18 protein-coding genes and 1 pseudogene are annotated in these 23,086 nt (G+C 67.2%); 13 read left to right on the forward strand and 6 right to left on the reverse strand.

Going from position 1 to position 23,086, the window contains the following annotated elements; translation table 11 throughout:
* The 10 genes from WC555_RS08590 to WC555_RS08635 all read left to right on the forward strand — a co-directional run.
* On the forward strand, window positions 1-1,650 hold a 1,650-nt coding region (locus tag WC555_RS08590; protein WP_373252888.1), incomplete at its 5' end, for an ATP-binding cassette domain-containing protein.
* Window positions 1,647-2,741 (forward strand): ABC transporter permease, encoded by a 1,095-nt coding sequence (locus WC555_RS08595; RefSeq protein ID WP_154725701.1) that lies wholly within the window; start codon window positions 1,647-1,649, stop codon window positions 2,739-2,741. The genes WC555_RS08590 and WC555_RS08595, both read left to right, overlap by 4 nt.
* The gene (locus tag WC555_RS08600; RefSeq protein ID WP_154725702.1) at window positions 2,741-3,844 is read left to right on the forward strand and encodes an ABC transporter permease; all 1,104 of its coding nucleotides are present in this window, start codon (window positions 2,741-2,743) and stop codon (window positions 3,842-3,844) included. The genes WC555_RS08595 and WC555_RS08600 overlap by 1 nt, the downstream gene beginning before the upstream one ends.
* A 17-nt stretch (window positions 3,845-3,861) precedes the next feature.
* The gene (locus WC555_RS08605; RefSeq protein ID WP_154725703.1) at window positions 3,862-4,899 is read left to right on the forward strand and encodes an NAD(P)-dependent oxidoreductase; all 1,038 of its coding nucleotides are present in this window, start codon (window positions 3,862-3,864) and stop codon (window positions 4,897-4,899) included.
* A 157-nt stretch (window positions 4,900-5,056) separates the two neighbouring features.
* Entirely contained in the window at window positions 5,057-6,001 is a 945-nt protein-coding gene (locus tag WC555_RS08610; RefSeq protein ID WP_154725704.1) for a ribose-phosphate pyrophosphokinase, read from the forward strand.
* Window positions 6,002-6,771: 770 nt separating this feature from the next.
* Window positions 6,772-8,004 carry a TolC family protein gene (locus WC555_RS08615; RefSeq protein WP_305758990.1) on the forward strand — a complete coding sequence of 411 codons (1,233 nt, stop codon included), beginning with the start codon at window positions 6,772-6,774 and terminating at the stop codon, window positions 8,002-8,004.
* On the forward strand, window positions 8,001-9,314 hold the full coding sequence (locus tag WC555_RS08620; RefSeq protein ID WP_373252890.1) for an efflux RND transporter periplasmic adaptor subunit: 1,314 nt from the start codon (window positions 8,001-8,003) through the stop codon (window positions 9,312-9,314). Before WC555_RS08615 ends, WC555_RS08620 begins: the two co-directional genes overlap by 4 nt.
* Entirely contained in the window at window positions 9,311-12,460 is a 3,150-nt protein-coding gene (locus WC555_RS08625) for an efflux RND transporter permease subunit (protein ID WP_373252891.1), read from the forward strand. Before WC555_RS08620 ends, WC555_RS08625 begins: the two co-directional genes overlap by 4 nt.
* Window positions 12,457-12,834 (forward strand): copper-binding protein, encoded by a 378-nt coding sequence (locus WC555_RS08630; protein ID WP_373252893.1) that lies wholly within the window; start codon window positions 12,457-12,459, stop codon window positions 12,832-12,834. The genes WC555_RS08625 and WC555_RS08630 overlap by 4 nt, the downstream gene beginning before the upstream one ends.
* A gap of 438 nt (window positions 12,835-13,272) precedes the next feature.
* Window positions 13,273-13,659: a cytochrome c gene (locus WC555_RS08635; RefSeq protein ID WP_373252895.1), complete on the forward strand. Its 387-nt coding sequence runs from the start codon at window positions 13,273-13,275 to the stop codon at window positions 13,657-13,659.
* A gap of 183 nt (window positions 13,660-13,842) precedes the next feature.
* On the opposite strand, the gene WC555_RS08640 is transcribed toward WC555_RS08635, so the two are convergent.
* Window positions 13,843-14,271, reverse strand: coding sequence for a hypothetical protein (locus WC555_RS08640; protein ID WP_373252896.1), 429 nt, complete (start codon window positions 14,269-14,271; stop codon window positions 13,843-13,845).
* Between the two features lie 215 nt (window positions 14,272-14,486).
* On the opposite strand from WC555_RS08640, the gene WC555_RS08645 reads away from it, so the two are divergent.
* The 3 genes from WC555_RS08645 (at window position 14,487) to WC555_RS08655 (ending at window position 16,670) form a co-directional block, all read left to right on the forward strand.
* Window positions 14,487-15,128, forward strand: coding sequence for a Crp/Fnr family transcriptional regulator (locus tag WC555_RS08645; protein WP_373252898.1), 642 nt, complete (start codon window positions 14,487-14,489; stop codon window positions 15,126-15,128).
* Window positions 15,129-15,189: 61 nt separating this feature from the next.
* A complete protein-coding gene (locus WC555_RS08650) occupies window positions 15,190-15,735 on the forward strand; it encodes a pyridoxamine 5'-phosphate oxidase family protein (protein WP_373252900.1) in 546 nt (181 codons plus the stop codon).
* Window positions 15,732-16,670 (forward strand): L-lactate dehydrogenase, encoded by a 939-nt coding sequence (locus WC555_RS08655; protein ID WP_373252901.1) that lies wholly within the window; start codon window positions 15,732-15,734, stop codon window positions 16,668-16,670. The genes WC555_RS08650 and WC555_RS08655 overlap by 4 nt, the downstream gene beginning before the upstream one ends.
* 424 nt (window positions 16,671-17,094) lie before the next feature.
* Here the strand turns inward: WC555_RS08655 and WC555_RS08660 are convergent.
* The 5 genes and pseudogenes from WC555_RS08660 to WC555_RS08680 form a co-directional block, all read right to left on the reverse strand.
* A pseudogene (locus tag WC555_RS08660) lies at window positions 17,095-17,784 on the reverse strand (PAS domain S-box protein); the annotation flags it as partial.
* 316 nt (window positions 17,785-18,100) lie between these two features.
* Entirely contained in the window at window positions 18,101-20,383 is a 2,283-nt protein-coding gene (locus tag WC555_RS08665; protein WP_373252902.1) for a glycoside hydrolase family 65 protein, read from the reverse strand.
* A gap of 14 nt (window positions 20,384-20,397) precedes the next feature.
* Entirely contained in the window at window positions 20,398-21,147 is a 750-nt protein-coding gene (locus WC555_RS08670; protein ID WP_292072334.1) for an HAD family phosphatase, read from the reverse strand.
* A 255-nt stretch (window positions 21,148-21,402) separates the two neighbouring features.
* Complete coding sequence (locus tag WC555_RS08675) at window positions 21,403-21,963, reverse strand: DDE-type integrase/transposase/recombinase (protein WP_221205264.1); 561 nt, start codon at window positions 21,961-21,963, stop codon at window positions 21,403-21,405.
* A gap of 149 nt (window positions 21,964-22,112) precedes the next feature.
* Window positions 22,113-22,643, reverse strand: a complete 531-nt coding sequence (locus tag WC555_RS08680; RefSeq protein WP_373252904.1) for a hypothetical protein — start codon at window positions 22,641-22,643, stop codon at window positions 22,113-22,115.
* Between the last annotated feature and the right edge of the window lie 443 nt (window positions 22,644-23,086).

Below are 23,086 nucleotides of genomic sequence, written 5' to 3' on the forward strand. Positions count from 1 at the left end.
GTGCTGGAGAACATCGATCTCGACGTCCACGCCGGGCAGGTGTTCGGCGTGGTCGGCCCCGACGGAGCGGGCAAATCCACCCTGCTGCAGATGCTGGCCGCCATCCTGCGCCCGAGCGCGGGGACATGCCAGGTTCTGGGGCGCGACGTCCGGCGCGATCCGGCCGGGGTGCAGGCGCGGGTCGGCTACATGTCGCAGGGCTTCTCCCTGTACGATCGCCTCACCGTCGCCGAAAACCTGGCCTTCGCGGCGGACATCCGCGACGTCACCGGACCGGACCGGGCCGTGCGCGGCGCCGAGCTGCTCCGCATGGCCGGGCTGGACCGATTTCAGCACCGCCGCGAGGGACAACTGTCGGGGGGCATGCGCAAGAAGCTGGCCCTGTGCGCCAACCTCATGCACGAGCCCCCGCTGCTCATCCTCGACGAGCCCAGCCTGGGCGTGGACCCACTGTCGAGACGGGAGCTGTGGCGAATCCTCGACCGGGCGCGAACCGAGGGCCGGACGATCGTGTTCGCGACCTCCTACATGGACGAGGCCGACGCCTGCGACCGCGTCCTGCTTCTGCGGGATGGAAAGCCCCTCGCGCTTGGAGCCCCGCAGGAGTTGCGACGCGACGTGGCCGGGCAGGTCTACAGGATCACCGGTCCGGCCCTGGACCGGATCGAGGCGGCGCTCGAGACCGACGTCGGCGTGATCAGCTTCCAGCGCCGCGCGGGCCGGGAAGTGCGAGCGCAGGTCCGGGACGGGTCGAGGCTGGCGCCGATCGAGGCGGCCGTGGCGGAGGCCGCCGTTCCCACCATGGAGGACGTGTTCACCTTCGCCTCGGCGCCCCCGCCCGCGCCGCCTGGCGCGGCCTCCGCCGCGCCCCCGCAGCCGCCGCCGCCGCGCATCCGGAATGACGTGATCGTCTCGCGCGGCGTCAGCGTTCGGTTCGGGGATTTCAAGGCTGTGGACGATGTGACGATCACGGTCGCCGAGGGGGAGATCCTCGGCCTGCTCGGCCCCAACGGCGCCGGCAAGACCACCCTGATCCGCATCCTGTGCGGGCTGCTCTCGCCCGGGGAGGGGACCGCCGAGGTGGCGGGGTTCGACGTGGCGCGCCAGAGCGAGGCGGTGCGCGCGCGCATCGGCTACATGTCCCAGCGGTTTTCCCTCTACCCCGACCTGAGCGCGCGCGAGAACCTGACATTCTTCGCGCGCGCCTATGGCGTGCCCCGATCCGAACTGCACGGCCGAATCGCCTGGGCCAGTGCGCGCGCCAGTCTCGAGGACGCGGGGGAGGGCGCGGTGCGGGACCTGTCCGGGGCCACGCGCCAGCGGCTGGCGCTGGCCTGCGCCATCGTCCACCGGCCCAGGGTGCTCTTCCTCGACGAGCCGACCTCCGGGGTCGACCCCCTGTCCAGATTCCGGTTCTGGCGCCTGATCGCGGCCCTGGCCGCCGACGGCGTGGGGATCGTCGTCACCACCCACTACATGGAGGAGGCCGCGTTCTGCGATCGTCTGGGGCTGATGATGGACGGCCGGCTCATCGCCCTGGGCCCGCTGACGAGGCTGACCGACGAGCTTGGACTCGTGACGCCCGATGTCGAGGCGGTCTTTCTCGGCTTCATCGAGCGAGAACGCACCGGGCAGGGGAGGGCGGCGTGAAGGCGCGGCGCGTTCTGGCCTTCGCCCGCAAGGAGGTGCTGGAGATCTCGCGCGACCGCTTCACCATGGGGGTGGCGCTGCTCATGCCCCTGATGATGCTGTTCCTGTTCGTCTACGGCATATCGCTGGATGTCGACCGGGCGCCGCTGATCGTGGTGGACCATGACCGGACCGCCGCCAGCCGGGAGCTGCAGGCCCGGTTTCTCAACTCGGGATATTTCATCCTCCAGGCGGCGCCGGAGGACGAACGCTCGGCCGAACACGCCCTGATGCGCGGGACGGCCCGGGCGGCCCTGTTCATCCCGCCGGGCTTCTCCGGCCGCCTTGGACGCGGCGAGGACGCGCCCGTGCAGTTCGTGGTCGACGGCACCTACGCCAGCACGGCGGCGATCCTGTCGGCCTATGGCCGGGCCATCCTCCACGCCTATCCGGAGGAGGTGCGCCTTCCTCTCAGGCCCGAGGTGCGCGTCTGGTACAATCCGCAACTGCGCAGCCGCAACTTCATCGTACCGGGCCTGTTCGCGGTGATCCTCATGGCCTTTCCGCCGTTGCTCACGGCGCTGGCCGTGGCGCGCGAAAAGGAGCTGGGCACCATCGCCCAGATCTACGCCTCGCCCCTGACCGGGAGCGAGTTCATCGCCGGCAAACTGCTGCCCTACGCCGTGATCGCCTATGCGGAACTTCTCCTCGTCGTCTTTGGCGGGGTAGTCTGGTTCGAGGTGCCCGTACGGGGAAGCGTGGGGCTGCTCCTCGCCGTGGGGCTTCTCTACGTTCTTTGCACGGTTTCCATCGGACTGCTCGTCTCCACCCTCGTGCGCACCCAGCTGGCCGCCATGTTGACGGCCCTGATCGTGACCCTGATGCCGGCCTTCCTGTTTTCCGGCTTCGTCTATCCGCTTTTCACCATGCCGCCGGCGTTTCAGGCCTACGCCTCAGCCCTGCCCACGCGGTATTTTCTCGAGTTCTCACGCGGGGTCGTGCTGCGGGGCGCGGGGCTCGGGGACCTCTGGCCCAACGTCCTCGTGTTGGCGGCCTATACCGCGACGGTGTTCGCGCTCGCCGCCTGGCGGTTCCGCAAGAGGATCGCCTGATGCTGTCCGGCCGTCTCGCGGGATTGATCACCAAGGAATTCGCCCAGTTTCTGCGCGACCCGGTGATGCTGTTCGTGGTGATCTTTCTCTACACGGCCGAACTGGTCATGTGCACCATGGCCCTGGGTTTCGACGTCCAGCATCTCAAGCTGGCCGTGGTCGATCACGACCGCTCCGCCGTCAGCCGCGCCCTGATCGAGGAATTGACCACGGGCGACAATTTCGTGCTCGCCGATCAGTTCACCAGCCTGCGCGAGGCGGAAGACCGGCTGCGGCGCGGCGCGCTCGACGTGGTCGTCGAAATACCGCCGCGCATGGGCGCCCGGCTGGCCGCCGGACGCCCGGCGTCGTTCGGAGTCGTGGTCGACGGATCCAACGGCAATGTCGCGGCGCGCGCGCGCGCCTATGTGATCGAACAGAGCGCCCGCTTCGTGGAGAGCCGGCGTCCGGCCGGGGATCGGCGGGCCGCCGTCCGGCCGGAAGTGCGGGTCTGGTACAATCCGGACCTGACCAACACCCGGTTCATGGCCCTGTCGATGCTGGCCCAGGCCGGTCTGATGCTCGGCGTGGTCCTGCCGGCGGCCGCGATCGTTCGGGAAAAGCAGGAAGGCACCATCGAGCAACTTCGGGTTACTCCGATCCGCGCCCACGAATTGTTCATCGCCAAGATCACCCCGACCCTGGTGATCTGCACCGGCGCGGTGTTTCCCGCCCTGGTCATCATGACGCTGATGGGCGTGCCGATGCGGGGCGATGTGTTCATCCTGCTTATTCTCACGGTCGTCTACCTGTTGAGCGCCGTCTCGCTCGGCACCTTCGTGGGCGCCATCACCCAGACGCTGCAGCAGGCGATGCTCGTGGGCTTCTTCGGCCTGTTTCCGCTTCTCTTCCTGTCCGGGAGCATCGCCCCCATCGAGAGCATGCCGCCGTGGCTCCAAACCGCCTCGCTGGCCAGTCCCCAACGCCACTATGTCGAGATTGTATCGGGGCTGTTCCTGAAGGGGGCGGGACTGGCCGAACTGTGGCGGCAGGCGCTGGCCTTGGGGGCCATCAGCGGCGCTATGTTTCTGAGCGCCTGGCTGGTCTTCAGGCGCCGCTGGTAGGACAGGGAGGGCCCGAAATGAAGATCGTGATTTTCGAAACCGAGCAGTGGGAGGCGGCCGCCTGCGCCCGCCTCGCCGGGCCCCATGCCCTGGCCTGCACTCCGGAACCACTCCGCCCGGACAACGTCGCCCGCTTCGCCGATGCGGAGGTGATCAGTCCCTTCGTCCATTCGAACCTCGGCGCCGCCGTTCTGGCCCGCATGCCCCGGCTGCGGCTGATCGCCACCCGATCGACCGGATACGACCATGTCGATCTCGCCTATTGCCGAGAGGCCGCAATCACCGTTTGCAATGTGCCGGACTACGGCGATCATACCGTCGCCGAGCACGTCTTCGCCCTGCTGCTGGCCTTGTGCCGACATATTCCGGAGGCGACGGAGCGGGTGCGCCGGGGCGATGTCCGGGCGCGGGACCTCCGCGGGGTGGAGCTTACGGGAAAGACCCTCGGCGTGATCGGCGCCGGCCGGATCGGTCGCCGCGTGCTCCAGATCGCGCGCGGCTTCGGCATGCGGACGCTCGCTTCCGACCCGTCTCCGGACGCCGCAGCGCGAAAAGATCCCGACTTCCACGCTGTTTCATTGCCGGTGCTTCTCGCCGCCTCGGACGTGATTTCGCTGCACGCCCCGGGCGGCTCCGGCCTGCGCCTGTCGGATCCGGAGTTTGCACTCATGAAGACCGGCGCCCTGCTCATCAACACGGCGCGCGGCGGAGCCGTCGATCCCGCCGCCCTTCTTCGCGCGCTCTCGTCGGGCCGGCTCGCGGGCGCCGGCCTCGACGTCATCGCCGAGGAGCAGGCGTTTGGCGATGAGGCGGAGATCTTCCGGCAGGACGCCCAGGTCGACCCCGCCCGGCTGCGCGCCTTGCTGGCGGATCACGCCCTGGTTCGGCTGCCCAATGTCCTGGTCACGCCCCACATCGCCTACAATACCCAGGAGGCGGTCGACAGGATCATCGAGACCACCCTTGGCAACATCGAAGCCTATGCCGCGGGCGCGGCCCGGAACGTGGTGACGGCGGTCACGCCGGCCTCACCATCGCCGGGGGGGCCGACCTGAGCGTCGTCGGACATGCGGTTCCGACCGCCGGAGCCGCATCCTTCCGCGCTCGCCGACACCCGCTTTCGCGATCAGTCCGGCGCCGCAGTAAGATTTCACGCGCGCCTGCGTCTGTCGGAGAGCCTGCCGGCCGTCCGCCGGTCCATCGGAGGTTCTCGTGCGACTGATCGTGCCGCTGCCTGGAAATGAGGCCTTCGCCGAACGGCTCGCCACGGCCGGCGGGTTCGAATTGGGCCGTCTCGAAACCCGGCGCTTTCCGGACGGGGAGAGCTACGTCCGTCACCTCTCGGATATGGCGGGTCGGACGGTCGATCTGGTCTGCAGCCTGGCCCGCCCGGACCCCGGCTTTCTGAGCCTGCTGTTCGCGGCCGACGCCGCGCGGGATCTCGGCGCCGCGCAGGTGAGCCTGGTCGCGCCCTACCTCGCCTATATGCGCCAGGACCGGCGGTTCAAGCCCGGAGAGGCGGTCACCTCGCGCCCGTTCGCGCGTCTGCTGTCCGGGGCGTTCGACCGGTTGATCACGGTGGATCCCCATCTGCACCGCTATCCGGATCTGGCGGCGCTGTACGCCATTCCGACCGCGACGCTGCATGCGGCGCCCGTGCTGGCGGACTGGATCGCGGCCGAGGTTCCGGATGCCCTGATCATAGGTCCGGATGAGGAGAGCGAACAATGGGTCGCGGCCGTCGCCGCCAGGGTGGGAGCCCCGCACATCGTGTTGCGCAAGATCCGCCGGGGCGATCGCGAGGTCGAGATCGTTCTGCCCGATCTCGGCGCCTGGACCGGCAGACGGCCTGTGCTGATCGACGACATCGCCTCCTCGGGTCGGACCCTGATCGAGGCTGCGCGACGGCTGCAGGCGCAGGGCCTGAAGCCCCCGGTCTGCGTGGTCGTGCATGCTGTGTTCGCCGATAACGCCTTCGAGGAACTGGCCCGGATATCCGATCAGGTGGTGTCCACTGACAGCGTGCCGCATCCGAGCAACGCCATCTCCCTGGCGCCGCTGCTGGCGTCGGCGCTGCGTGAACCTGACGCAGCGGGGCCGGCCCGCCGCCGCCGCAGGTCCGAGTCCGGCGCCGTGACCACCGAGGGTCCGGGATGAACATCTCGCAAGGGAGAGGCGAATGAGACGCGGACAGTGGAACCTGGTTCGTTCCCACTTCATCGGCGCCCGGAGGCTCGCCCGGGCGAGCTTGCGGCACGGCCGCAGATCCCTCTCGTTCGGAATGTCAAGCCGGGGTTTGAGCGGAGCGCTCGCCGTCTTGACACGCCGGAGAGCGAAGCGGAACGTCGATGGCATGTGGCGCATCGTTCGCACGCTTTTGTTCGCCCTCGCCCTGGCTGGCTCCATCGGCCAGGCGTCGGCGTTCGCCGCGCCCCAGCGGCCGGGCGTGACCGCAGACGCCATGGCCGCCATGCCGGATTGCGCCGAAATGATGATGCAGGCAGGCGCCGAAGGTCCGGCGCCCTGCGATGACTCTGGGCCCCACTGCCTGGGCCTCGCTGCCTGCGCGGCAGTCGCGGTTCCTCTTCCGTCCGACGCGGGCGTCACGGCCCGGCCGTCGGCGCCGCATCGCCAGCAGGTCGCATTGAGCGCCGATGACACCCGTGCAGGGGAGCGGCCGACGCCCCTGGGCGACCCTCCCAAGTCTCCGGCATAGCCCGACTTCGCTGACCATGGCCCGCGCTCGCGTGGGCGGTGATCGAACGACTAGCATCCCGCGTCGCACCAAGGTGATCGACGCGGGGCTCGAGGACATTCCCATGAACTCCGGCTCTCGGACGGCTCCAGGCCGTCACATGTCGAGCGCCGCGGTCGATCCCGATCGCGGAAAATCACTCCAGTTGGCCAGGATCGCCCCCAGGGGAACGGTGGCCGCTGCCGCGGCCGCCATCGGCTTGTTCGCCGCCATTGGCATGCCCGCTGCGGCGGAGCCGATGACTTTCGACGAGGCCCTCGCGCTCGCCGCAACCACCGCTCCGCAGCTGCGGGCCAGCGCCCTCGGCGTGGAGGCGGCCTCGGCGGCCTCGGCGGCCGCGGGTCGGCTCCCGGATCCACAGCTCCGGTTCGGAATCGACAACCTGCCGGTCTCGGGCCCCATGGCCGGGCGGTTCGGCGACGACGAAATGACCATGGCCCGCATCGGCCTCATGCAGGAGGTCCCCAGCCGCGCCCGGCGACGGGCGGAACGCGCCATGGCGGAGGCCGACATCGACGTGGCCGCCGCCGCCGACGCGATCGCGCGCCGCGAGGCGCGGGTGGCCGCCGGCGTGGCCTGGCTCGATCTGCACTACGCCGGGCGCCGGCTCGCGACGCTCGAGGAGGTGCTGTCGGCGCTGGAGCCGCTCTGGGAGGCCGCCCCCGCGGGCGTGGCCGCCGGAACGGACCGGCCGGCCGGCGCCCTGGCCCCCGTCGTGCTGCAGGCCGCCCTGCAGGACAGGCACAGCAGGCTCATGGCCGATGTGGCGAGGGCGCGCGCCGAACTGACGCGCTGGACGGGCGACGCGGACCCGGCGGCGAGCGGGCCGGCTCCCGACCTCGAGATCGACCCGACCGGTCTGAGGGCGGGTCTTGAGCGCCTTCCGACCCTGCAGGCCTGGCGGGCGGCTGGAAGCCGCGCCGATGCCGAGGTCGCCCTCGCCCGATCGGGGCGACGGCCCGATTGGGCCTTCGAGGTCAGCTACGGTCGCCGCGATCCGATGTTCGGAGACATGCTGTCGGTGGGCGCCAGCGTCCGTTTGCCGCTCTTCGCCAATCAGCGCCAGGAGCCGCTGATCGCCGCCCGCTCGGCCGACGCCCTGGGCGTCCGGCTGGAGCGCGAGGCCGCGGCGCGCGAACTGCGCGCCTCCCTGGACGCCGACCTCGCCGATCTCGCCGCACGCCGCGACCAGTGGGTCCGGTCGCGCGATGTCATCGTCCCGGCCGCCCGCCAGCAGGCCGATCTGGAAACCGCCAGCTACGCCGCCGGGCGGGCGGGCCTGGCGGATGTCCTGAACGCCTTCACCGCCCTGGCCGACGCGCGTCTGGAAGCCCTCGACCGCGAAGCCGCCGTTGCTCGCGACACCGTCCGCATCACCCTCGCCTACAGGAGCGACGACCAATGACCGGTTCCAACCCTCGCGTCGCGCTCGTCGCGGGCGCTGTCCTGGTCCTCGGCGTGGGCCTCGCGGCCGGCCTGATCGGCCGCCCCATGCTGGAGCGTGCGAATGGGGCCGCCGCCGGCCAGACCGCATCCGCGGAGCGCGAGATTCTCTACTGGTACGATCCGATGCTGCCCAATGAACGCTACCCGGGTCCGGGCCGCTCCTCGATGAACATGGAGCTGATCCCGAAATACGCCGACGAGGCGGACGGCGCGCCCGGCGTGCGCATCGATCCCTCCCTGACCCAGAATCTCGGCATGCGTCTGGCGACGGCGCGCCGGGCGTCGCTGGAGGGCGATCTCAACGCCTCCGCTGTCATCGACTACAACCAGCGCGACGTGGCCATCGTCCAGGCCCGCGCCGCCGGTTTCGTCCAGCGAGTCTACAGCCGCGCGCCCGGGGACGTGATCGCCGCCGGCGCCCCCCTGGTCGACCTGCTCATCCCGGAGTGGGCGGGGGCCCAGGGCGAGTATCTGGCCGTCCGCCGGACGGGTGACGCGGCCCTGATCGAGGCGGCCCGGCGGCGGCTCCTGTTGCTCGGGATGTCCGAGGCGTTGATCGTCCAGGTCGAACGGACCGGACGGCCGAGGACCACGGTGACCATCGTCAGTCCGTCCGCCGGCGCCATCCGCACCCTGGGCGTTCGGGCCGGGATGAGCGTCACCCCGGGCATGACCCTGGCCGAGATCAGCGGACTGTCGACGGTCTGGCTGAATGCCGCCATACCCGAGCTCCAGGCGGGCCGGCTGCGCCTTGGCCAATCCGTCGAGGTCGCGCTCTCGGCCTTCCCCGGCGAGCGGTTCAGCGGACGTCTGACGGCGCTGCTGCCCGAGGTTTCCGGGGACAGCCGCACGCTCACGGCGCGCATCGAGATGGCCAATCGCGCGGGACTCCTGCGGCCCGGCATGTACGGGCAGATCACCTTCGGCGGCGGCGGCGGAGAGGTGCTGGTGGTTCCGTCCGAGGCCGTGATCCGAACGGGCGAAAGAACCCTCGTCATGCTGGCCCTGCCCGAGGGGCGCTACCAGCCGGCCGAGGTTCGGACCGGACGGGAATCCGGCGGGATGACCGAGATCGTAGCCGGGCTGGCGGAGGGCGAACGCCTCGTGGCTTCGGGTCAGTTCCTGATCGATTCCGAAGCCAGCCTGTCCGGGATGGCGGCCCGCCCGATCTCGGGCGAGCGCCCGACTGTGCCTCCGGCTTCATCCGCCACGCCCCCTGCGCCGGCCGCGGCGAACGGGCACGCCGGCCACGGGGGAGCCGCGCAATGATCGCCGCCCTCATCCGCGCCTCCGTTCGCGCTCGCTTTCTTGTGCTCATGGCCGCTGTCGCCCTGGCGGCGGTGGGCCTCTGGGCGGTGCGGACGACCCCGGTCGACGCCCTGCCGGATCTGTCCGACGTCCAGGTCATCATTCGCACCAGCTATCCCGGCCAGGCCCCGCAGATCGTCGAGAACCAGGTCACCTATCCGCTGGCGACCACCATGCTGTCGGTGCCCGGCGCGCGCACGGTGCGCGGCTACTCCTTCTTCGGCGACAGTTTCGTCTACGTCCTGTTCGACGAGGGGACCGACCTCTACTGGGCGCGGTCGCGGGTTCTCGAATACCTGAACCAGGTGCAGGCCCGCCTCCCTGAGAGCGCCCGTCCCGCCCTGGGTCCGGACGCCACCGGCGTCGGCTGGGTCTATGAATACGCCCTCGTCGACCGCTCCGGCCGCCACGACCTGGCCCAGCTGAGAAGCCTGCAGGACTGGTTCCTCCGATATGAGCTGAAAACCGTTCCAGGCGTGGCCGAGGTGGCCAGCATCGGCGGCATGGTCCGGCAGTATCAGGTGGTGCTCGACCCCGTCCGGCTGGCCGCCTATGGCGTCACCCACCAGGCCGTGGTCGAGGCGATCGGGCGCGCCAACTCGGAGACCGGCGGGTCGGTGCTGGAGCTGGCCGAAGCCGAATATATGGTCAGAGCCAACGGCTATCTGACCAGTCTCGATGACTTCCGTGCCGTCCCCGTCCGCACGGCGGCGGGCGGTGTGCCCGTCACCCTCGGCGACGTCGCCACGGTTCAGGTCGGTCCCGAGATGCGGCGCGGGATCGCCGAGCTGAACGGCGAGGGCGAGGTGGCCGGGGGAGTGGTCATCCTGCGCTCGGGCGGCGACGCCCGGGCCACCATCGCCGCCGTCGCCGACCGGCTCGAGACCCTGAAGGCCGGATTGCCTCCCGGGGTCGAGGTGGTGACGACCTATGACCGCTCGCAGCTCATCGACCGCGCCATCGCCAATCTCAGCACAAAGCTGATCGAGGAGTTCATCGTCGTCGCCCTCGTCTGCGGTCTGTTCCTGTGGCACGCCCGGTCCGCCCTGGTGGCCATCCTGACCTTGCCGCTCGGCGTGCTCGCCGCCTTTCTGGTCATGAACCTGCAGGGGGTGAACGCCAACATCATGTCGCTGGGCGGCATCGCCATCGCCGTGGGCGCCATGGTCGATGCGGCCGTAGTCATGATCGAGAACGCCCACAAGCATATCGAGCGATGGGAGCATGAGCACCCCGACGAACCACTCGCGGGAGAGATCCGCTGGAAGGTGATCACCGACGCAGCGGCGGAAGTCGGTCCGGCCCTGTTTCTGAGCCTGGTGATCATCACCCTGTCGTTCATTCCGGTGTTCAGCCTGCAGGCCCAGGAGGGTCGGCTGTTCGCGCCGCTGGCCTTCACCAAGAGCTACGCCATGGCGGCGGCGGCCATTCTTTCGGTCACCCTGGTGCCGGTCCTGATGGGCTACCTGATCCGGGGGCGCATCCCCGCGGAGCAGTCCAATCCCGTCAACCGATGGCTGACGCACGTCTATCGCGGCCCGCTCGACTGGGTGCTGCGGCGACCGCGGACGACCCTGGCGATCGCTGTCATCGCGTTCGCCACCACGGCCTGGCCGCTCAGCCAGATCGGTGGCGAGTTCATGCCCGCCATGGACGAGGGCGATCTGCTCTATATGCCGTCCGCCCAGCCGGGTCTGTCGGCGGCGGCGGCGTCAGCGCTGCTGCAGAGGACAGACCGGATGATCCGCACCATTCCCGAGGTCGCCACCGTGTTCGGCAAGGCGGGGAGGGCGGAATCCGCCACCGATCCAGCGCCGCTGGAGATGTTCGAGACTACGATCCAGTTCAAACCACGCGACCAGTGGCGCCCCGGCATGACGCCGGAGAAGCTGGTCGAGGAGCTCGACCGCGCGGTTCAGGTTCCGGGCCTGGCCAACGTCTGGGTGCCGCCAATCCGCAACCGCATCGACATGCTGGCGACCGGCATCAAGAGCCCCATCGGCGTCAAGGTCTCCGGGGCCGATCTGGCCCTGATCGACCGCATCGCCGGCCGCGTCGCCGAGGTCGCGGGGGATGTGCCGGGGGTGAGCTCGGCGATCGCGGAGCGCCTGACCGGCGGCCGGTATGTGGATGTCGATATCGATCGCGCCGCCGCCGGCCGCTACGGGCTCACCATCGCCGATGTCCAGTCGATCGTCGGCGGCGCCATCGGCGGCGAGACCATCGGTCAAACCATTGAGGGGGTGGCGCGCTATCCGATCAGCGTCCGCTACCCCCGCGAACTGCGCGACAATCCCGAACAGCTGCGGAATCTTCCGATCCTGACCCCGGCGGGCCAGCAGATCACCCTGGGCGCGGTCGCCGACATCCGCATCGCCGACGGGCCGCCGATGCTCAAGTCCGAGAACGGACGGCCGTCGACCTGGGTCTATATCGACGTCCGCGGTCGGGATCTGGCGTCGGTGGTGGGGGACCTGCGGCGGGCGGTCGCTGCGGAGGTCGATCTCGGTCCCGGGGTGAGCATCGCCTACTCAGGCCAGTTCGAATATCTCGAGCGCGCCGCCAACCGCCTGAAGATCGTCGTGCCGGCGACGCTCGCGATCATCTTCCTGCTGCTCTACCTGACCTTCGGCCGTCTCGACGAAGCCGCCCTGATCATGGCCACGCTGCCCTTCGCCCTGACCGGGGGCGTATGGATGCTCTACCTGCTCGGCTTCAACCAGTCCGTCGCGACCGGGGTGGGGTTCATCGCCCTGGCCGGCCTGTCGGCCGAGTTCGGCGTGGTGATGCTGATCTACCTCAAGCACGCGTTGAGGGATCGGGGGCCCCACCCAGACGCTTTGCAGGTCGAGGATGCGGTCCGGGAGGGCGCTCTGCTGCGGGTTCGGCCCAAGGCCATGACCGTGGCCGTGATCCTGGCGGGCCTGTTCCCGATCCTGATCGGCCACGGCGCCGGCTCGGAGATCATGAGCCGGATCGCCGCGCCCGTTATAGGCGGCATGATCACGGCGCCTTTGCTGTCGATGCTCGTTATCCCCGCGGGCTATCTGCTGCTGAGGCGCCGCAGGTTCCGTTCGACCCCCGTCCTTCGAGGAGACACACAATGAAGCGCCGTATAATCCTGCTGACCGGTATCACTGCCGTTCTGGCCGCCTGCGGTCAGCAGGCGGAACCCGAAAGCCCGGCGATCCCGATGGCCCAGCCCGGATCACCGACGGTTGGCGCGGGTGGCGCCTCGACGCCGCCGACCGCCGACGCCACGACCGCAGACGGCGCGGGCGTCATCACAGCCGTGGACCCGGCGGCGGCGACGATCACCATCAACCACGAGGCCATCCGTTCAATCGGATGGCCCGCGATGACCATGACGTTCAAGGCTTCGCCGGCTGTGTTGCGGGAGGCCGCCGTCGGTGACCGCATCCAGTTCGATCTGACAGTACGGGACGGAGCCGGAGAGGTGACGGCGATCTACCCTCACTGATCCCCGGAGCGTCATGCGATGAGGACGGTCCATCGATCAGGTTGGAGGATGGCGCCGGGCCGGCCACCGATGTTGTGCCCAGCTCAAATGGCGGAACCGGTTCGGCCCGTCTGCCCCATGCAACGTCCTGCGTTGTGGAGGCGACGATCTTTTCACCCTTGCCGGCATGCGGAGCATGCTTGCCGGCGTGCTGAGCATTGAGCCGACGGAAGACGTAGAAGCCTCGCTCTACCAAGGCCCTCACCAGGTCTTCGGGGTCAGGTGAGTCCTGGACGGAAGGCGGGGTTTGCGCGCCAGCGAGGACGACATTTTTCACGGAGTTTCCGCTCCCGATAGGCGTCGAAGGTCCAACGGGTGCGCCACGATGACATTGATCGAGATCAATGCCGGGCGCCTCGTCGAGGATCAGGCTGGTTGATGTGCGGTATGGAGAGCGTCTTGAGGCTGATCGCGATTGCCGCCGTGTTGATGCTGACGGGATGTACGGCTGGTCCCGAATTTCGCGAGGCTGCTGGCACGGCTGAAGCGGCGAAATACTATCCCAAACAGGCTGTGGACCTCGCCTCGGCGGCGCGGGGCCGAGCGCTCGTGCAGAGCCGGTGCGCGGCGTGCCATTCGGTCGGGCCGACCGGCGAAAGCCCGGTGGCGGCCGCGCCCCCGCTCCGCCACCTGGGAACCCGTTATCCCGTGACGGATCTTCAGGAAGCCTTCGCCGAGGGCATAACCAACGGCCACAGGAAGATGCCGGAAATCACCCTGGAGGGCGACCAGATCGCGGATTTGATCGCCTACCTTCAGGATGTGCAGAACCATTCGAGACCTTAGCCGGCCAGCGGGCGCCGGCCGATGCTTCAACGGCGCCCCGCCTTATCGTTCTGGCCGAGGTCGTCACAGTACCGGTCTTGGGCGGAGACAATTCGCAGACGAAGCGACCGCGACTCTCCTATCCCTCCGGGATGTCGGGCGGGCTTGCGGATGAGAGGAATGACTTGACGCAGACCGCTCCCCTCAGAACATCTGGCATGCAACCGACGTCTCGGACGCCAGAACCAGGGTCGTTGTGTCGGCGGGCGGACGGCAGGGGCGAACCAGGCTCAGGCTGTCGCAGCCAGCCAGATGACCCATGCGCATGACCTCCGAGACGAGCTTGTCGGCGACAGATCGGGGGGAAGAGACGTCAAAGCTCACCAGTCGCTCGATCTGCACGCACGGCCTGGCCGCGATGCAGGCGGAATGCGAATAGAGCACCAGACCATTCAGGCGCCCGACGGCGTCCCGGGCGATCAGGATGCCCCCGGTGGCAGCGCTACGGTCAAGCTGTCGCCGCGCAGCCCGTCGCCAGGCGATCAAGGTCAGGTCGGGGTATCCCAGGCGCGCCAGGACGAAGGATTCGTCAATCGCGGCTCGGACCAATCGACTAACGACAGCGGCGGTCATCCGGTCAAACTGGAACGTCCGGGGTCACCGCGCTTTGATTCACGTCAACAACATCTGAGAGCGGAACCGCGTCCGACGCCATGGAAGCCAGGACGACACCAAGGCTGGCGCTTACCACCCTTCCAGCCGGGTGTGCGGATCGGCGACCTTTAAACGTCTGTGGTAGCTGTGGGGCGCGAGCCTTCAGCGTTTGCGGCAGCACAGACGATATCGCCATGGATCGGCTCGCAGCCATTGCTGAACCCGTCATGCTCGCGGCGGGTGAGGTCCTGATCCGTGAAGGCGACCGCGCGCCGCATATCTTCAACATCTCCTCGGGTTCGATCAGGGTCTACAAACTCCTGCCCGATGGTCGCCGTCAGATCATCGGCTTTCTCTTTGCGGGTGACTTTCTCGGTCTGGCCGTCGGTGACGCCTATGTCTTCTCCGCCGAGGCGATGGAGCCGGCGTCGGTATGCCGGTTCCGGAAAACCGCATTCAGGTCGCTGATCCAGGACTGTCCCTCCCTGGAGCACGCCCTGTTGAACCGGACCTCGCATGAGCTGGCCGCCGCTCAGAACCAGATGCTCTTGCTCGGGCGCAAAACGGCGATCGAACGCGTGGCCTGGTTCCTGCTCGATCTCCCCGGCCACGACCCGTTGCGTCCGACCCGGGCCGATCATGTCAGGTTGGTGATGACGCGCGGCGAGATCGCGGACTATCTGGGTCTGACAATCGAGACCGTGAGCCGCGTTCTGACCAGGTTGAAAAAGCAGGATGTCATCCAGCTGTTGTCACGGTCGGAAGTCAGAATCGTCCATCGTGAGATGTTGCGCGCTCTCGCAGACGGCGAACCGCAATACGCCGGTGGTGCTTGAGCCAGATCAAAGCCGTTGTCCCTGAGCCGGGCCAAGGGTGATTCAGCGAGGAATTTTTCCGATGCCGATCCAGGACGTCACGCCGGGCTGTACACCCATCCACGGGCGGGCGGTCGACGCCGTTGTGGTCCTTTTGACCAGCGAACGATTGATGAGCCTGGGCGTCAACCGACCGGACGGATGGCCCCAGGTCACGACGCTGAGTTATGTCAACGAGGGGCTCAATCTGTATTTCGTGACCGCACGGGACAGTCAGAAGCTGGCGAATATTCAGGCCGATCCCCGCGTTTCCGCCGCGATAAGAAGCGAGAGCGCCGCGGACGGCGCCGTGGGGCTGTCCCTGGCCGGCAGGGCGGAAGAGGTGACCGTCGCCGAGGATATCGAGCATCTGAACCAGCTCGTTTTCTCGCGCTATCCGGGCCTCAGTGTCTATTGCCCATCGGGCGACTCGGTCGCCCTGATCCGGATCAAACCCGAGATCATCTCGGCCGTAAGCGTCAGCCAGGGCCGCAGTCGATCAGAGTGTTTCTCCGTCGGCGCCGCCGGTCAGGAAGGCGGCGCGGTGAGGCCGACACCAGCCGCGCCGACAGGAAGGAATATCCGATGATCGCACACGACCGGATTGTGATCGTCGGTGCAGGCCACGTCGGATCGACGGCCGCCTATGCGCTGATGCTTCGCGCGTTGGTCCGCGAGATCGTCCTGATCGACAGTGACGCCGGGCTCGCCGAGGCCGAGGCCGCCGACCTCTCCGATGCGAACGCCCTTGCCAGACCCGCGCGCATCTGGGCGGGAAGCTACGCCGATGCGGCAACAGCCCGGATCGCCGTCATCACCGCCGGAGCAGCGACGCACGGCGCGGAAAGTCGCCTGTCGGTCGCGTCGCAAAGCGCCATGATCGTCTCGACCTGCGTCGGAGAACTGGTCCAGGCCGGTTTCACGGGGATCATCCTTGTCGCCGCCAACCCGGTGGATTTGATGACGCTGGTGGCGCTGCGGCGCTCAGGCTTGTCCGCAGCGAGGGTCATCGGCACGGGCACATTGCTCGATTCCAGCCGTCTCAAACAAGCCCTCGCCGAGAGCCTGAGGGTCGCGGCCGGGTCCATTGATGGGGTCGTTCTGGGTGAGCATGGCGATACCGAGGTGGCCGCATTCTCTACGGTCCTGGTCGGAGGGCTGCCGCTAAGCGATTTCTGTCCTTCGGGACAGGAACTCGACCAGGACCAGATCGCCACGGAAGTGCGCGACGCCGGCTACCGTATCGTCCAGGGAAAGGGCTACACGTCCTTCGGCGTCGCGACCGCGATTGTGCGGATATGCGAGGTCATACTGCGCGATGAGCGGGCGGTGCTGCCGGTGTCGACGCTGTTGACCGGACAATACGGCTTCGCCGATGTATGCCTCAGCCTTCCGTGCATCCTCGGGGCCGGCGGGGTCGAGAGGATTTTGCTGCCGGCGCTGTCCCCCGCGGAGAACACAATGCTGGGTGCATCCGCAAAGGCTTTGCAGCAAGCTCTCGCGAGTATGGACCTGGCCGGCTGACATCCTGACCTCGCCAGGCGCCGCCGCCGGCAAAAGTCATCGGCTCCGCCGAGGGGCCGGAGTTGCAGTCATTGAACAGGATTGTCCGCCGGTCGGCTGACGCTACGGAACGGCAGCCTGATGAGGCAGTTGACGCCCTGCGGTGCATAGGTCGAGGCGGCTTTACCGCCATGGGGGCCAAGGCTGCGAGCGATAAGTTCGCTTCCAAATCCCCGGCGCGTCGTGCGACAACCGTGGGCCCGCCCCGTTCCTCCCAGAGGAGTTCAATCAGAGGGATTGCGTCCGCCGACACTTGCCAATCCACGCGCAGCAGCCCGGCTGACGTTGAAAGCGCGCCATACTTGGCCGCATTTGTCGCCAGTTCGTGGAGGACAAGCGCCAATGCCACGGCGACCTGCCCATCGATACTGATATCCGGTCCTGTGAGGGTGATCTTTCCCTCGCTGTCCTGGTAAGGGGCCAGCTCTGTTTCAAGGAGAAGGCGAACGCTGGCCTCGGTCCATGAGCCGCGAATAAGGGAATCGTTCGTGCGCGATATGGCCGCGAAACGCCCCAACAGCGCCTCTTTGAATTCGGCGACAGACGGCGCCGTCCGGGCGGTGAGCGTCACGATCGAATCGACGACCGCCATAGTGTTCCGCAGGCGATGAGCGACCTCGTTCGCGACGACCTGACCCTGCCTTTCCGCAGTTTTCCGGTCACTGACATCACGGACCACGGCCGTGACGATGTGTTGGCCCCCGATCATTTGCCGAGAGAGCGTCGCCTCGATGGCCAGTTCCCGACCGTCCTTTCGTCGTCCGAGGACTTCGCGGCCGGCCCCCATGGATCGGCGCAACGGGGCGTTTGACGAACAGAAGCGCTTGACGTCTTCGCGATGGTGGTCATGAAAACGCGCTGGAATGAGAGTATCGATTGAATAGCCAAGCACTTCGTTCATCGTGTAGCCAAAAATGTCTTCGGCCGCTCGGTTGAACAGAATAATGCGACCATCCTGGTCGGTGCTGACCACGCCATCCCCGATCAAGGACAGGATGGTTTGAAAATCTTCGCCGAAGGGGAACTCTGCCGGAGGCCGCTTCTGGTCCGGGGTTACGCGGTCGCTGCGTTTCATCTGTTTTCGCCCCGCAACGCGACGCTTGCAGCGAAACGAAAGTGATGTCCAGTGACGCTCGACAATGGGCCGCTCGCCACGCCTGTCGGCGCAGTGTCAAAAGCCAACGCAAATGAGCGCGACTGAGTAGAGCGCGCGTTACGCGCCTGAATAACATCTGGCGCGCGCCGCGGGCGTCGTCGCCGCCGACGAGGAATTGGCTATGGTCGTCCTGAGCAAGTTAAGCCGGTGTGAGGCGTGACCTCAAGGGAGGCGGGCGCACGCCTACCCGTTGCGTCGACCTCGGCTAAGACAATGCTGACCGTCAGTTACCTGATCAAGACGGAGGCGACTCGAGGTGGAGGATAAGGGGGGCCTCGGAAGCGAGCGGGTATGGTCGGCCACCGACGATCAGGATCATCGGTTCGCCGACTTCCAGGGAGGCTTCGAGTTGCTGATTGACCTGGTCTACCCTGACGCTCAGGCGTCGCCCTCGCCACTGGACGCTGAAGCTCAGGCTGGACCAACTTGCGGGCAAGTGCGGCGCAAAGGCGAGGCCGTCGCTCCGCAACGACAGTCCGGCGAACCCAAAGACCGACATCATCCAGAGGCCGCCTTGGGCCGCGATGTGAATGCCGCCGCCGATCGCCACCTTGGTGTCGGCGAGATCGATCGCCGCCGTCCTGTGGAAATAGTCCAGGGCCATCTCGACATCGCCTAGGCGTGCGGCGACGAGCCCGTGCAGGGCGGTGCTCAGTGAACTGCCGTGACCGCACCGTGGTTCGTAGTAATCGAAGTTTTTCTTGCCGGCGGCGCCCGCGAATTCCTCAGGCAGCAGGGCCAGCAGAGCCACGACATCGGCCTGTTTGATCACTTGGGACTGCTGCGTGCGTTCGCGTCCGAGGACCACGTCCATCGGGACAGTGCGGCCCGCGTAGGCCGACAAGTCCACGTCCTCGAGATCGAAATAGCCCGTGAACTGCTCGAACAGGCCCGTGCCCGAACCCAGGCCGGTCGCCATCGTCTCCGCGACGCCGGTCCAGTGTTCGAGTTCGGACTCGTTCAGGTCGAGGCGGCGGGAGAGGGCGGTCCATTGTGCGGGCCACTGCTCGCGCAGCATGGCCGCGACCTCAAGTGCGCGCCGGATGTTCCAGCGCGCCATGACGTTGGTGAAGGCGTTGTCGTCGATATTCTCGTGATACTCATCCGGGCCGATGACGCCGCGGATGTGGTGCAAGCCGTCCGCCTCGGGTTGGGCCCGACTGGCCCAGAAGCGTCCGGTTTCGAGAAGGATTTCCGCGCCGGCCGCGACCAGGAATTCGTCGTCGCCCGTCGCCTGCCAGTATTGCCAGACGGCATAGGCGACGTCGGCGCTGATGTGTTGCTCCTGGGCGCCGGTGAGGATGTCGATGATCTGCCGGTCCGGACCGACGGCCTGCTCAGGTGTCGCCTCCAGGCCGGTGTCGGTGGACTCCCAGGCGTAAAAGGCGCCCCGCCAGCCCCTCTCGGCCGCCTTCGCTCTCGCGCCGTCCAGGGTATGGAAGCGGTACATCAGCAAGGACCGGGCCGCCTCGGGCCAGGTCAGGATATAGAAAGGCAGCAGGAAGATTTCAGTGTCCCAGAATACATGGCCCCGGTAATCGGCTCCGGTCAGGGCCCGGGCGCCGATCGAGACTCGCGGATCCTCCGGGTTGGCTGCGCCGTTCAGATGATAGACCGCGAAGCGAAGAGCCTTTTGCGCGGTGCCGTCACCTTCCACCTTGACGTCGCTGCGCGACCAGCGGTTTGACCAGGCCGTTTCGTGTTGCTCGACAACGCGACGCCAGCCCTTTGTCCGAGCGCCATCGAGAACATTCCGCGCCCTCTCGCCTGGGTCCTGATCGGGAGCATCACTTCGGGCCAGAGCAACCAGCCGGTCGAAGCAGACGACCTGTCCGGGTCGCGTTCTCCAGGTCCAGGACCATCTGAACGGGCTGAGCACGGTCGGAAGAAGTGTCTGGCCGTCGATCCGCAAGGCCACGGCGGCGGACATGGCGAGGCCTTTTCCGGAAAGATGGGTGCGCCAGACGCCGAACTCGTGCTCAAGACGCTCGGACGTGAGATCGCTATCGAACCCGTCCATGGAGGCTTCGAGCGTGATCTCGGTCTCGCCCTCGTCGGTCTCCAGGTGAAGCAACTGCAGACCCAGCGCTCGCTGGTCTTGTGAGGTCAGTCGTAGCAGGCGCAGGCGGAGGCTCACGGCCGACCCTTCCACCAGGCGACATTCGGTGAGCAGCAGGCCTCTGCGCATATCGAGTGTCAAAGGATGCGACGGCCCGGGCCCGAAATGCTGGATAAGGGGGCCTCCCGGCAAGGAAACGCGGATCTGAAGCCAGTCCGGTGCGGGGACCAGTTCCGGCACCGGGCGCTCGATATCGCGCGTGTCGAACAGCCCGGCGACATAGGTACTCGGCGGAGCGATGCGCTGCCGTGATTGATTGATCGCCCGAGAGGCCCGGGCGGCCAGGAAACCGTTGCTGACGGTGAAGCGGGTTTCGCGATCGCTCTCCCGGAGCGCGTCGCAGCCATCGTCAACAAGAACCCATGCAGCGTCCGCTGTTGGTTCAAGCGTCTGTTCCATGGTCCCTGGTTCCTTCACGGTGTCCGAGCCTTGAGCCGGCCTTGCGCAAGATCGACCAGCGCGATCTCGTCCAGGGTTTCGACCACAAGATGCGAACCTGCCGTCCGCAGTTGATCCGCGTCGCCCAGTCGAGCCACGCCGAGCGCCGCCATCCCGCCCGCGCGAGCGGCCTGAATGCCGGCCGGAGCGTCTTCGACCACCAGACACCGGGTCGGCGACACGCCGAGTTCGTCGGCCGCGATCAGGAAAAGCTCCGGGTCCGGCTTGCCGTGCTTCACCTCTCGACCGGAGACATTCACGCGGAAGATATCCAGCAGGCTTTGGCCGGTGCCCAGGCGGATTGATCGCATCATTTCGGTGGCGTTTCTGGACGATGAGGCGGCGGCCACGGGCCAGCCGAGGGCGGCGACCGCCTCGATGAAGCGCAGGGCGTCCGGGAAGGCCTCGATCCCGCCGGTCCGCATTAGTTCCTCGAGGCGAGCCTGTTTGCGTTCTGCATAGGCGACCGCGTGGCGCCCGGCGTTGTTCACGCCCAGGGCCTCAAGCGCCGATCGAGCGCCGTCGAGTCGTGGCTTGCCCGCGATCTGGGACTGATACATCGCCGTCGTGAAGCGCTCTGTTTCGGCGAAGCCGGCAAGCGCCTCACGCCACGCGCGCTCATGAGGCGATGCGAGCAGGACGCCATCGACGTCGAAGATGGCCGCGGTCAACATCCGCGACGATCCATCCACGATGTCGTGTCTTTGATCGTATGCGTCGGACATTCCGTCTCATCCATCATTGCAGACTTGCATGCGTCGGCACAGCCACGCCTTGATGTGCATCAAGGCGTGGCTGCTTCATCTCCTGTTCTGTGAACTCACAGAAGATGAAGTCGCTATGATCAGACCAACCCGGGTTGCCGTGAAAGGATACGGCGTCATCGGCAAACGGGTCACTGATGCGGTCCGGGCCCAGAAGGACAGGACCCTGGTGGGGGGCGCTGACGTCGCGACGGACTGGCGCACTCGTGGGCGCTGTCAGTTCAACGCTAACTTGTCTCCACCGGGCACAACTAGGGCAGGGAGCTCATCGTCAGGCGGCGAGCGTGTTCCATTCGGCAAAGGTGGCCGTGCTTCGGGCTTTGAAATCGTCTCGGCTGATGAGGTGGCGGTCCTGGTTGAAGTGGTTGTAGAAGGCGTCGTGGACGGAGCTGAACTTTGCAGCGTCTTCATCCGCCGGAAGCGGAGCATGGCCCGTTCTCGTCGTCGAAACGGCAGATGTGAGTTCTCTGCCCTGTTGCAGAGCCAACGGCCGAGCACCTGCTTTTCAGCGTTCCCCAGCTGCTTCATCGCGACCTTGTATGAGCGGAGCCTGTCGGTGACGACGACCTTGGGTCGGCCGTGACGCTTCATGGCTTTCTTGATGAATTTCAGCGCTGCGGGTTTGTCTCTGGTCCGCGTGACAAAGGATTCCAGCACCTCGTCCTCGCGATCCACGTTTCGCAGCGACAGCGGGTACTTCACGTACATCAGCACTATGAGGCGGATCACCTCGGGCGAACTGTCAAACCAGCGGAACGGGTTGGTCGATTTGGCCATGCCATGAGCCTGGCGCGAGCCGTCTTACCGGGCGGATAAAGTTTGGGCTGACAGGGCCGACCGCGGCAATCGCTGACGAACTGATGAGCGCGCGCTAGAGCAGAAAACGGACCCGCCGCTAACCCGAAGGCCGGCGGCGGGCGCTGGCCTCAGTGCTGGTGGGCCGGTTCAGCCGCGGCGGCTGGGGCCGGGTCGTTCGCACCGTGGTCCATACCCGCCAAACCGCCGGCACAGGCCGCCATCATGGCCTCGTGCTTCGCCTTCATCGCCGCACGCTCTTCGCTCGACATGTTGGAATGGTCCATGCCGGCCATCATGGTCTGACGTCGTTCCATCATCGCGGCCCGCTGCTCGGGGGTCATGGACGAATGATCCATACCCGCCATGCCTGCCATACCGGCTCCATCGGCCGAGGCCGCGCCATGGGTGGCCATCATGGTCCGATGTCGTTCCATCATCGCGGCCCGTTGCTCGCTCGTCATGGACGAATGATCCACGCCGGCCATGCTGTGACAGGCCGACATGTTCGTCGCCGGCGCTTCAGGTGCCGCCTGGGCTGCTGCGGCGTGGGCGGCGTGGGCGTTGGCCGCCGGAGGCGCGGTCTGGGCGGCGACGGGACCGGACGCCAGCGCAGCCAGCAGACCGGCGATGGCGAGCGACGAAATTCGGGTTCTGGTCATGAGGTGTCTCCAATGATCACCGCCGGATGGCCATGCCATCGGGCACGGTCTCGACCGATCAGTTTTCTCTAGGTTCTACGCACCGCCGGCCGTCTGCCCCCAAGGATAGCCGGCACTGCGGCCGCATGCCGCAGTGCCGGTGCAAATGATCTTTTATCCCTTCAGCCGCCAGGTTGCGCCGCCGGGGGCTGTCCATCACCAACACGTTCAGGGCGTTGAGCCTGTCGCGGAACGGCTTACCGAGCGACTAAAGTTTGGGCTGACGGGACCTCCAGGGACGACTAAGCCGATCCAGAAACTGCTTGCCTCAATTAAAGAACCTACATCAGCATCACGAGGCGGATCACCTCGGGCGAACTGTCAAACCAGCGGAACGGGTTGGTCGATTTTGCCATGCCATGAGCCTGACGCGGAACGGCTTACCGGGCAGATAAAGCTTGGGC

This window comes from Brevundimonas sp. (assembly GCF_041648615.1).
Taxonomy (GTDB): domain Bacteria; phylum Pseudomonadota; class Alphaproteobacteria; order Caulobacterales; family Caulobacteraceae; genus Brevundimonas.

What these genes read in the sequence shown, in the direction of transcription:
- WC555_RS08650 (WP_373252900.1), top strand. Translation starts at nt 15,190, where the DNA reads ATGCCGATCCAGGACGTCACGCCGGGCTGTACACCCATCCACGGGCGG.
- WC555_RS08605 (WP_154725703.1), top strand. Translation starts at nt 3,862, where the DNA reads ATGAAGATCGTGATTTTCGAAACCGAGCAGTGGGAGGCGGCCGCCTGC.
- WC555_RS08655 (WP_373252901.1), top strand. Translation starts at nt 15,732, where the DNA reads ATGATCGCACACGACCGGATTGTGATCGTCGGTGCAGGCCACGTCGGA.
- WC555_RS08630 (WP_373252893.1), top strand. Translation starts at nt 12,457, where the DNA reads ATGAAGCGCCGTATAATCCTGCTGACCGGTATCACTGCCGTTCTGGCC.
- WC555_RS08625 (WP_373252891.1), top strand. Translation starts at nt 9,311, where the DNA reads ATGATCGCCGCCCTCATCCGCGCCTCCGTTCGCGCTCGCTTTCTTGTG.
- WC555_RS08645 (WP_373252898.1), top strand. Translation starts at nt 14,487, where the DNA reads ATGGATCGGCTCGCAGCCATTGCTGAACCCGTCATGCTCGCGGCGGGT.
- WC555_RS08640 (WP_373252896.1), bottom strand. Translation starts at nt 14,271, where the DNA reads ATGACCGCCGCTGTCGTTAGTCGATTGGTCCGAGCCGCGATTGACGAA.
- WC555_RS08665 (WP_373252902.1), bottom strand. Translation starts at nt 20,383, where the DNA reads ATGGAACAGACGCTTGAACCAACAGCGGACGCTGCATGGGTTCTTGTT.
- WC555_RS08680 (WP_373252904.1), bottom strand. Translation starts at nt 22,643, where the DNA reads ATGACCAGAACCCGAATTTCGTCGCTCGCCATCGCCGGTCTGCTGGCT.
- WC555_RS08600 (WP_154725702.1), top strand. Translation starts at nt 2,741, where the DNA reads ATGCTGTCCGGCCGTCTCGCGGGATTGATCACCAAGGAATTCGCCCAG.
- WC555_RS08675 (WP_221205264.1), bottom strand. Translation starts at nt 21,963, where the DNA reads ATGGCCAAATCGACCAACCCGTTCCGCTGGTTTGACAGTTCGCCCGAG.
- WC555_RS08670 (WP_292072334.1), bottom strand. Translation starts at nt 21,147, where the DNA reads ATGTCCGACGCATACGATCAAAGACACGACATCGTGGATGGATCGTCG.
- WC555_RS08620 (WP_373252890.1), top strand. Translation starts at nt 8,001, where the DNA reads ATGACCGGTTCCAACCCTCGCGTCGCGCTCGTCGCGGGCGCTGTCCTG.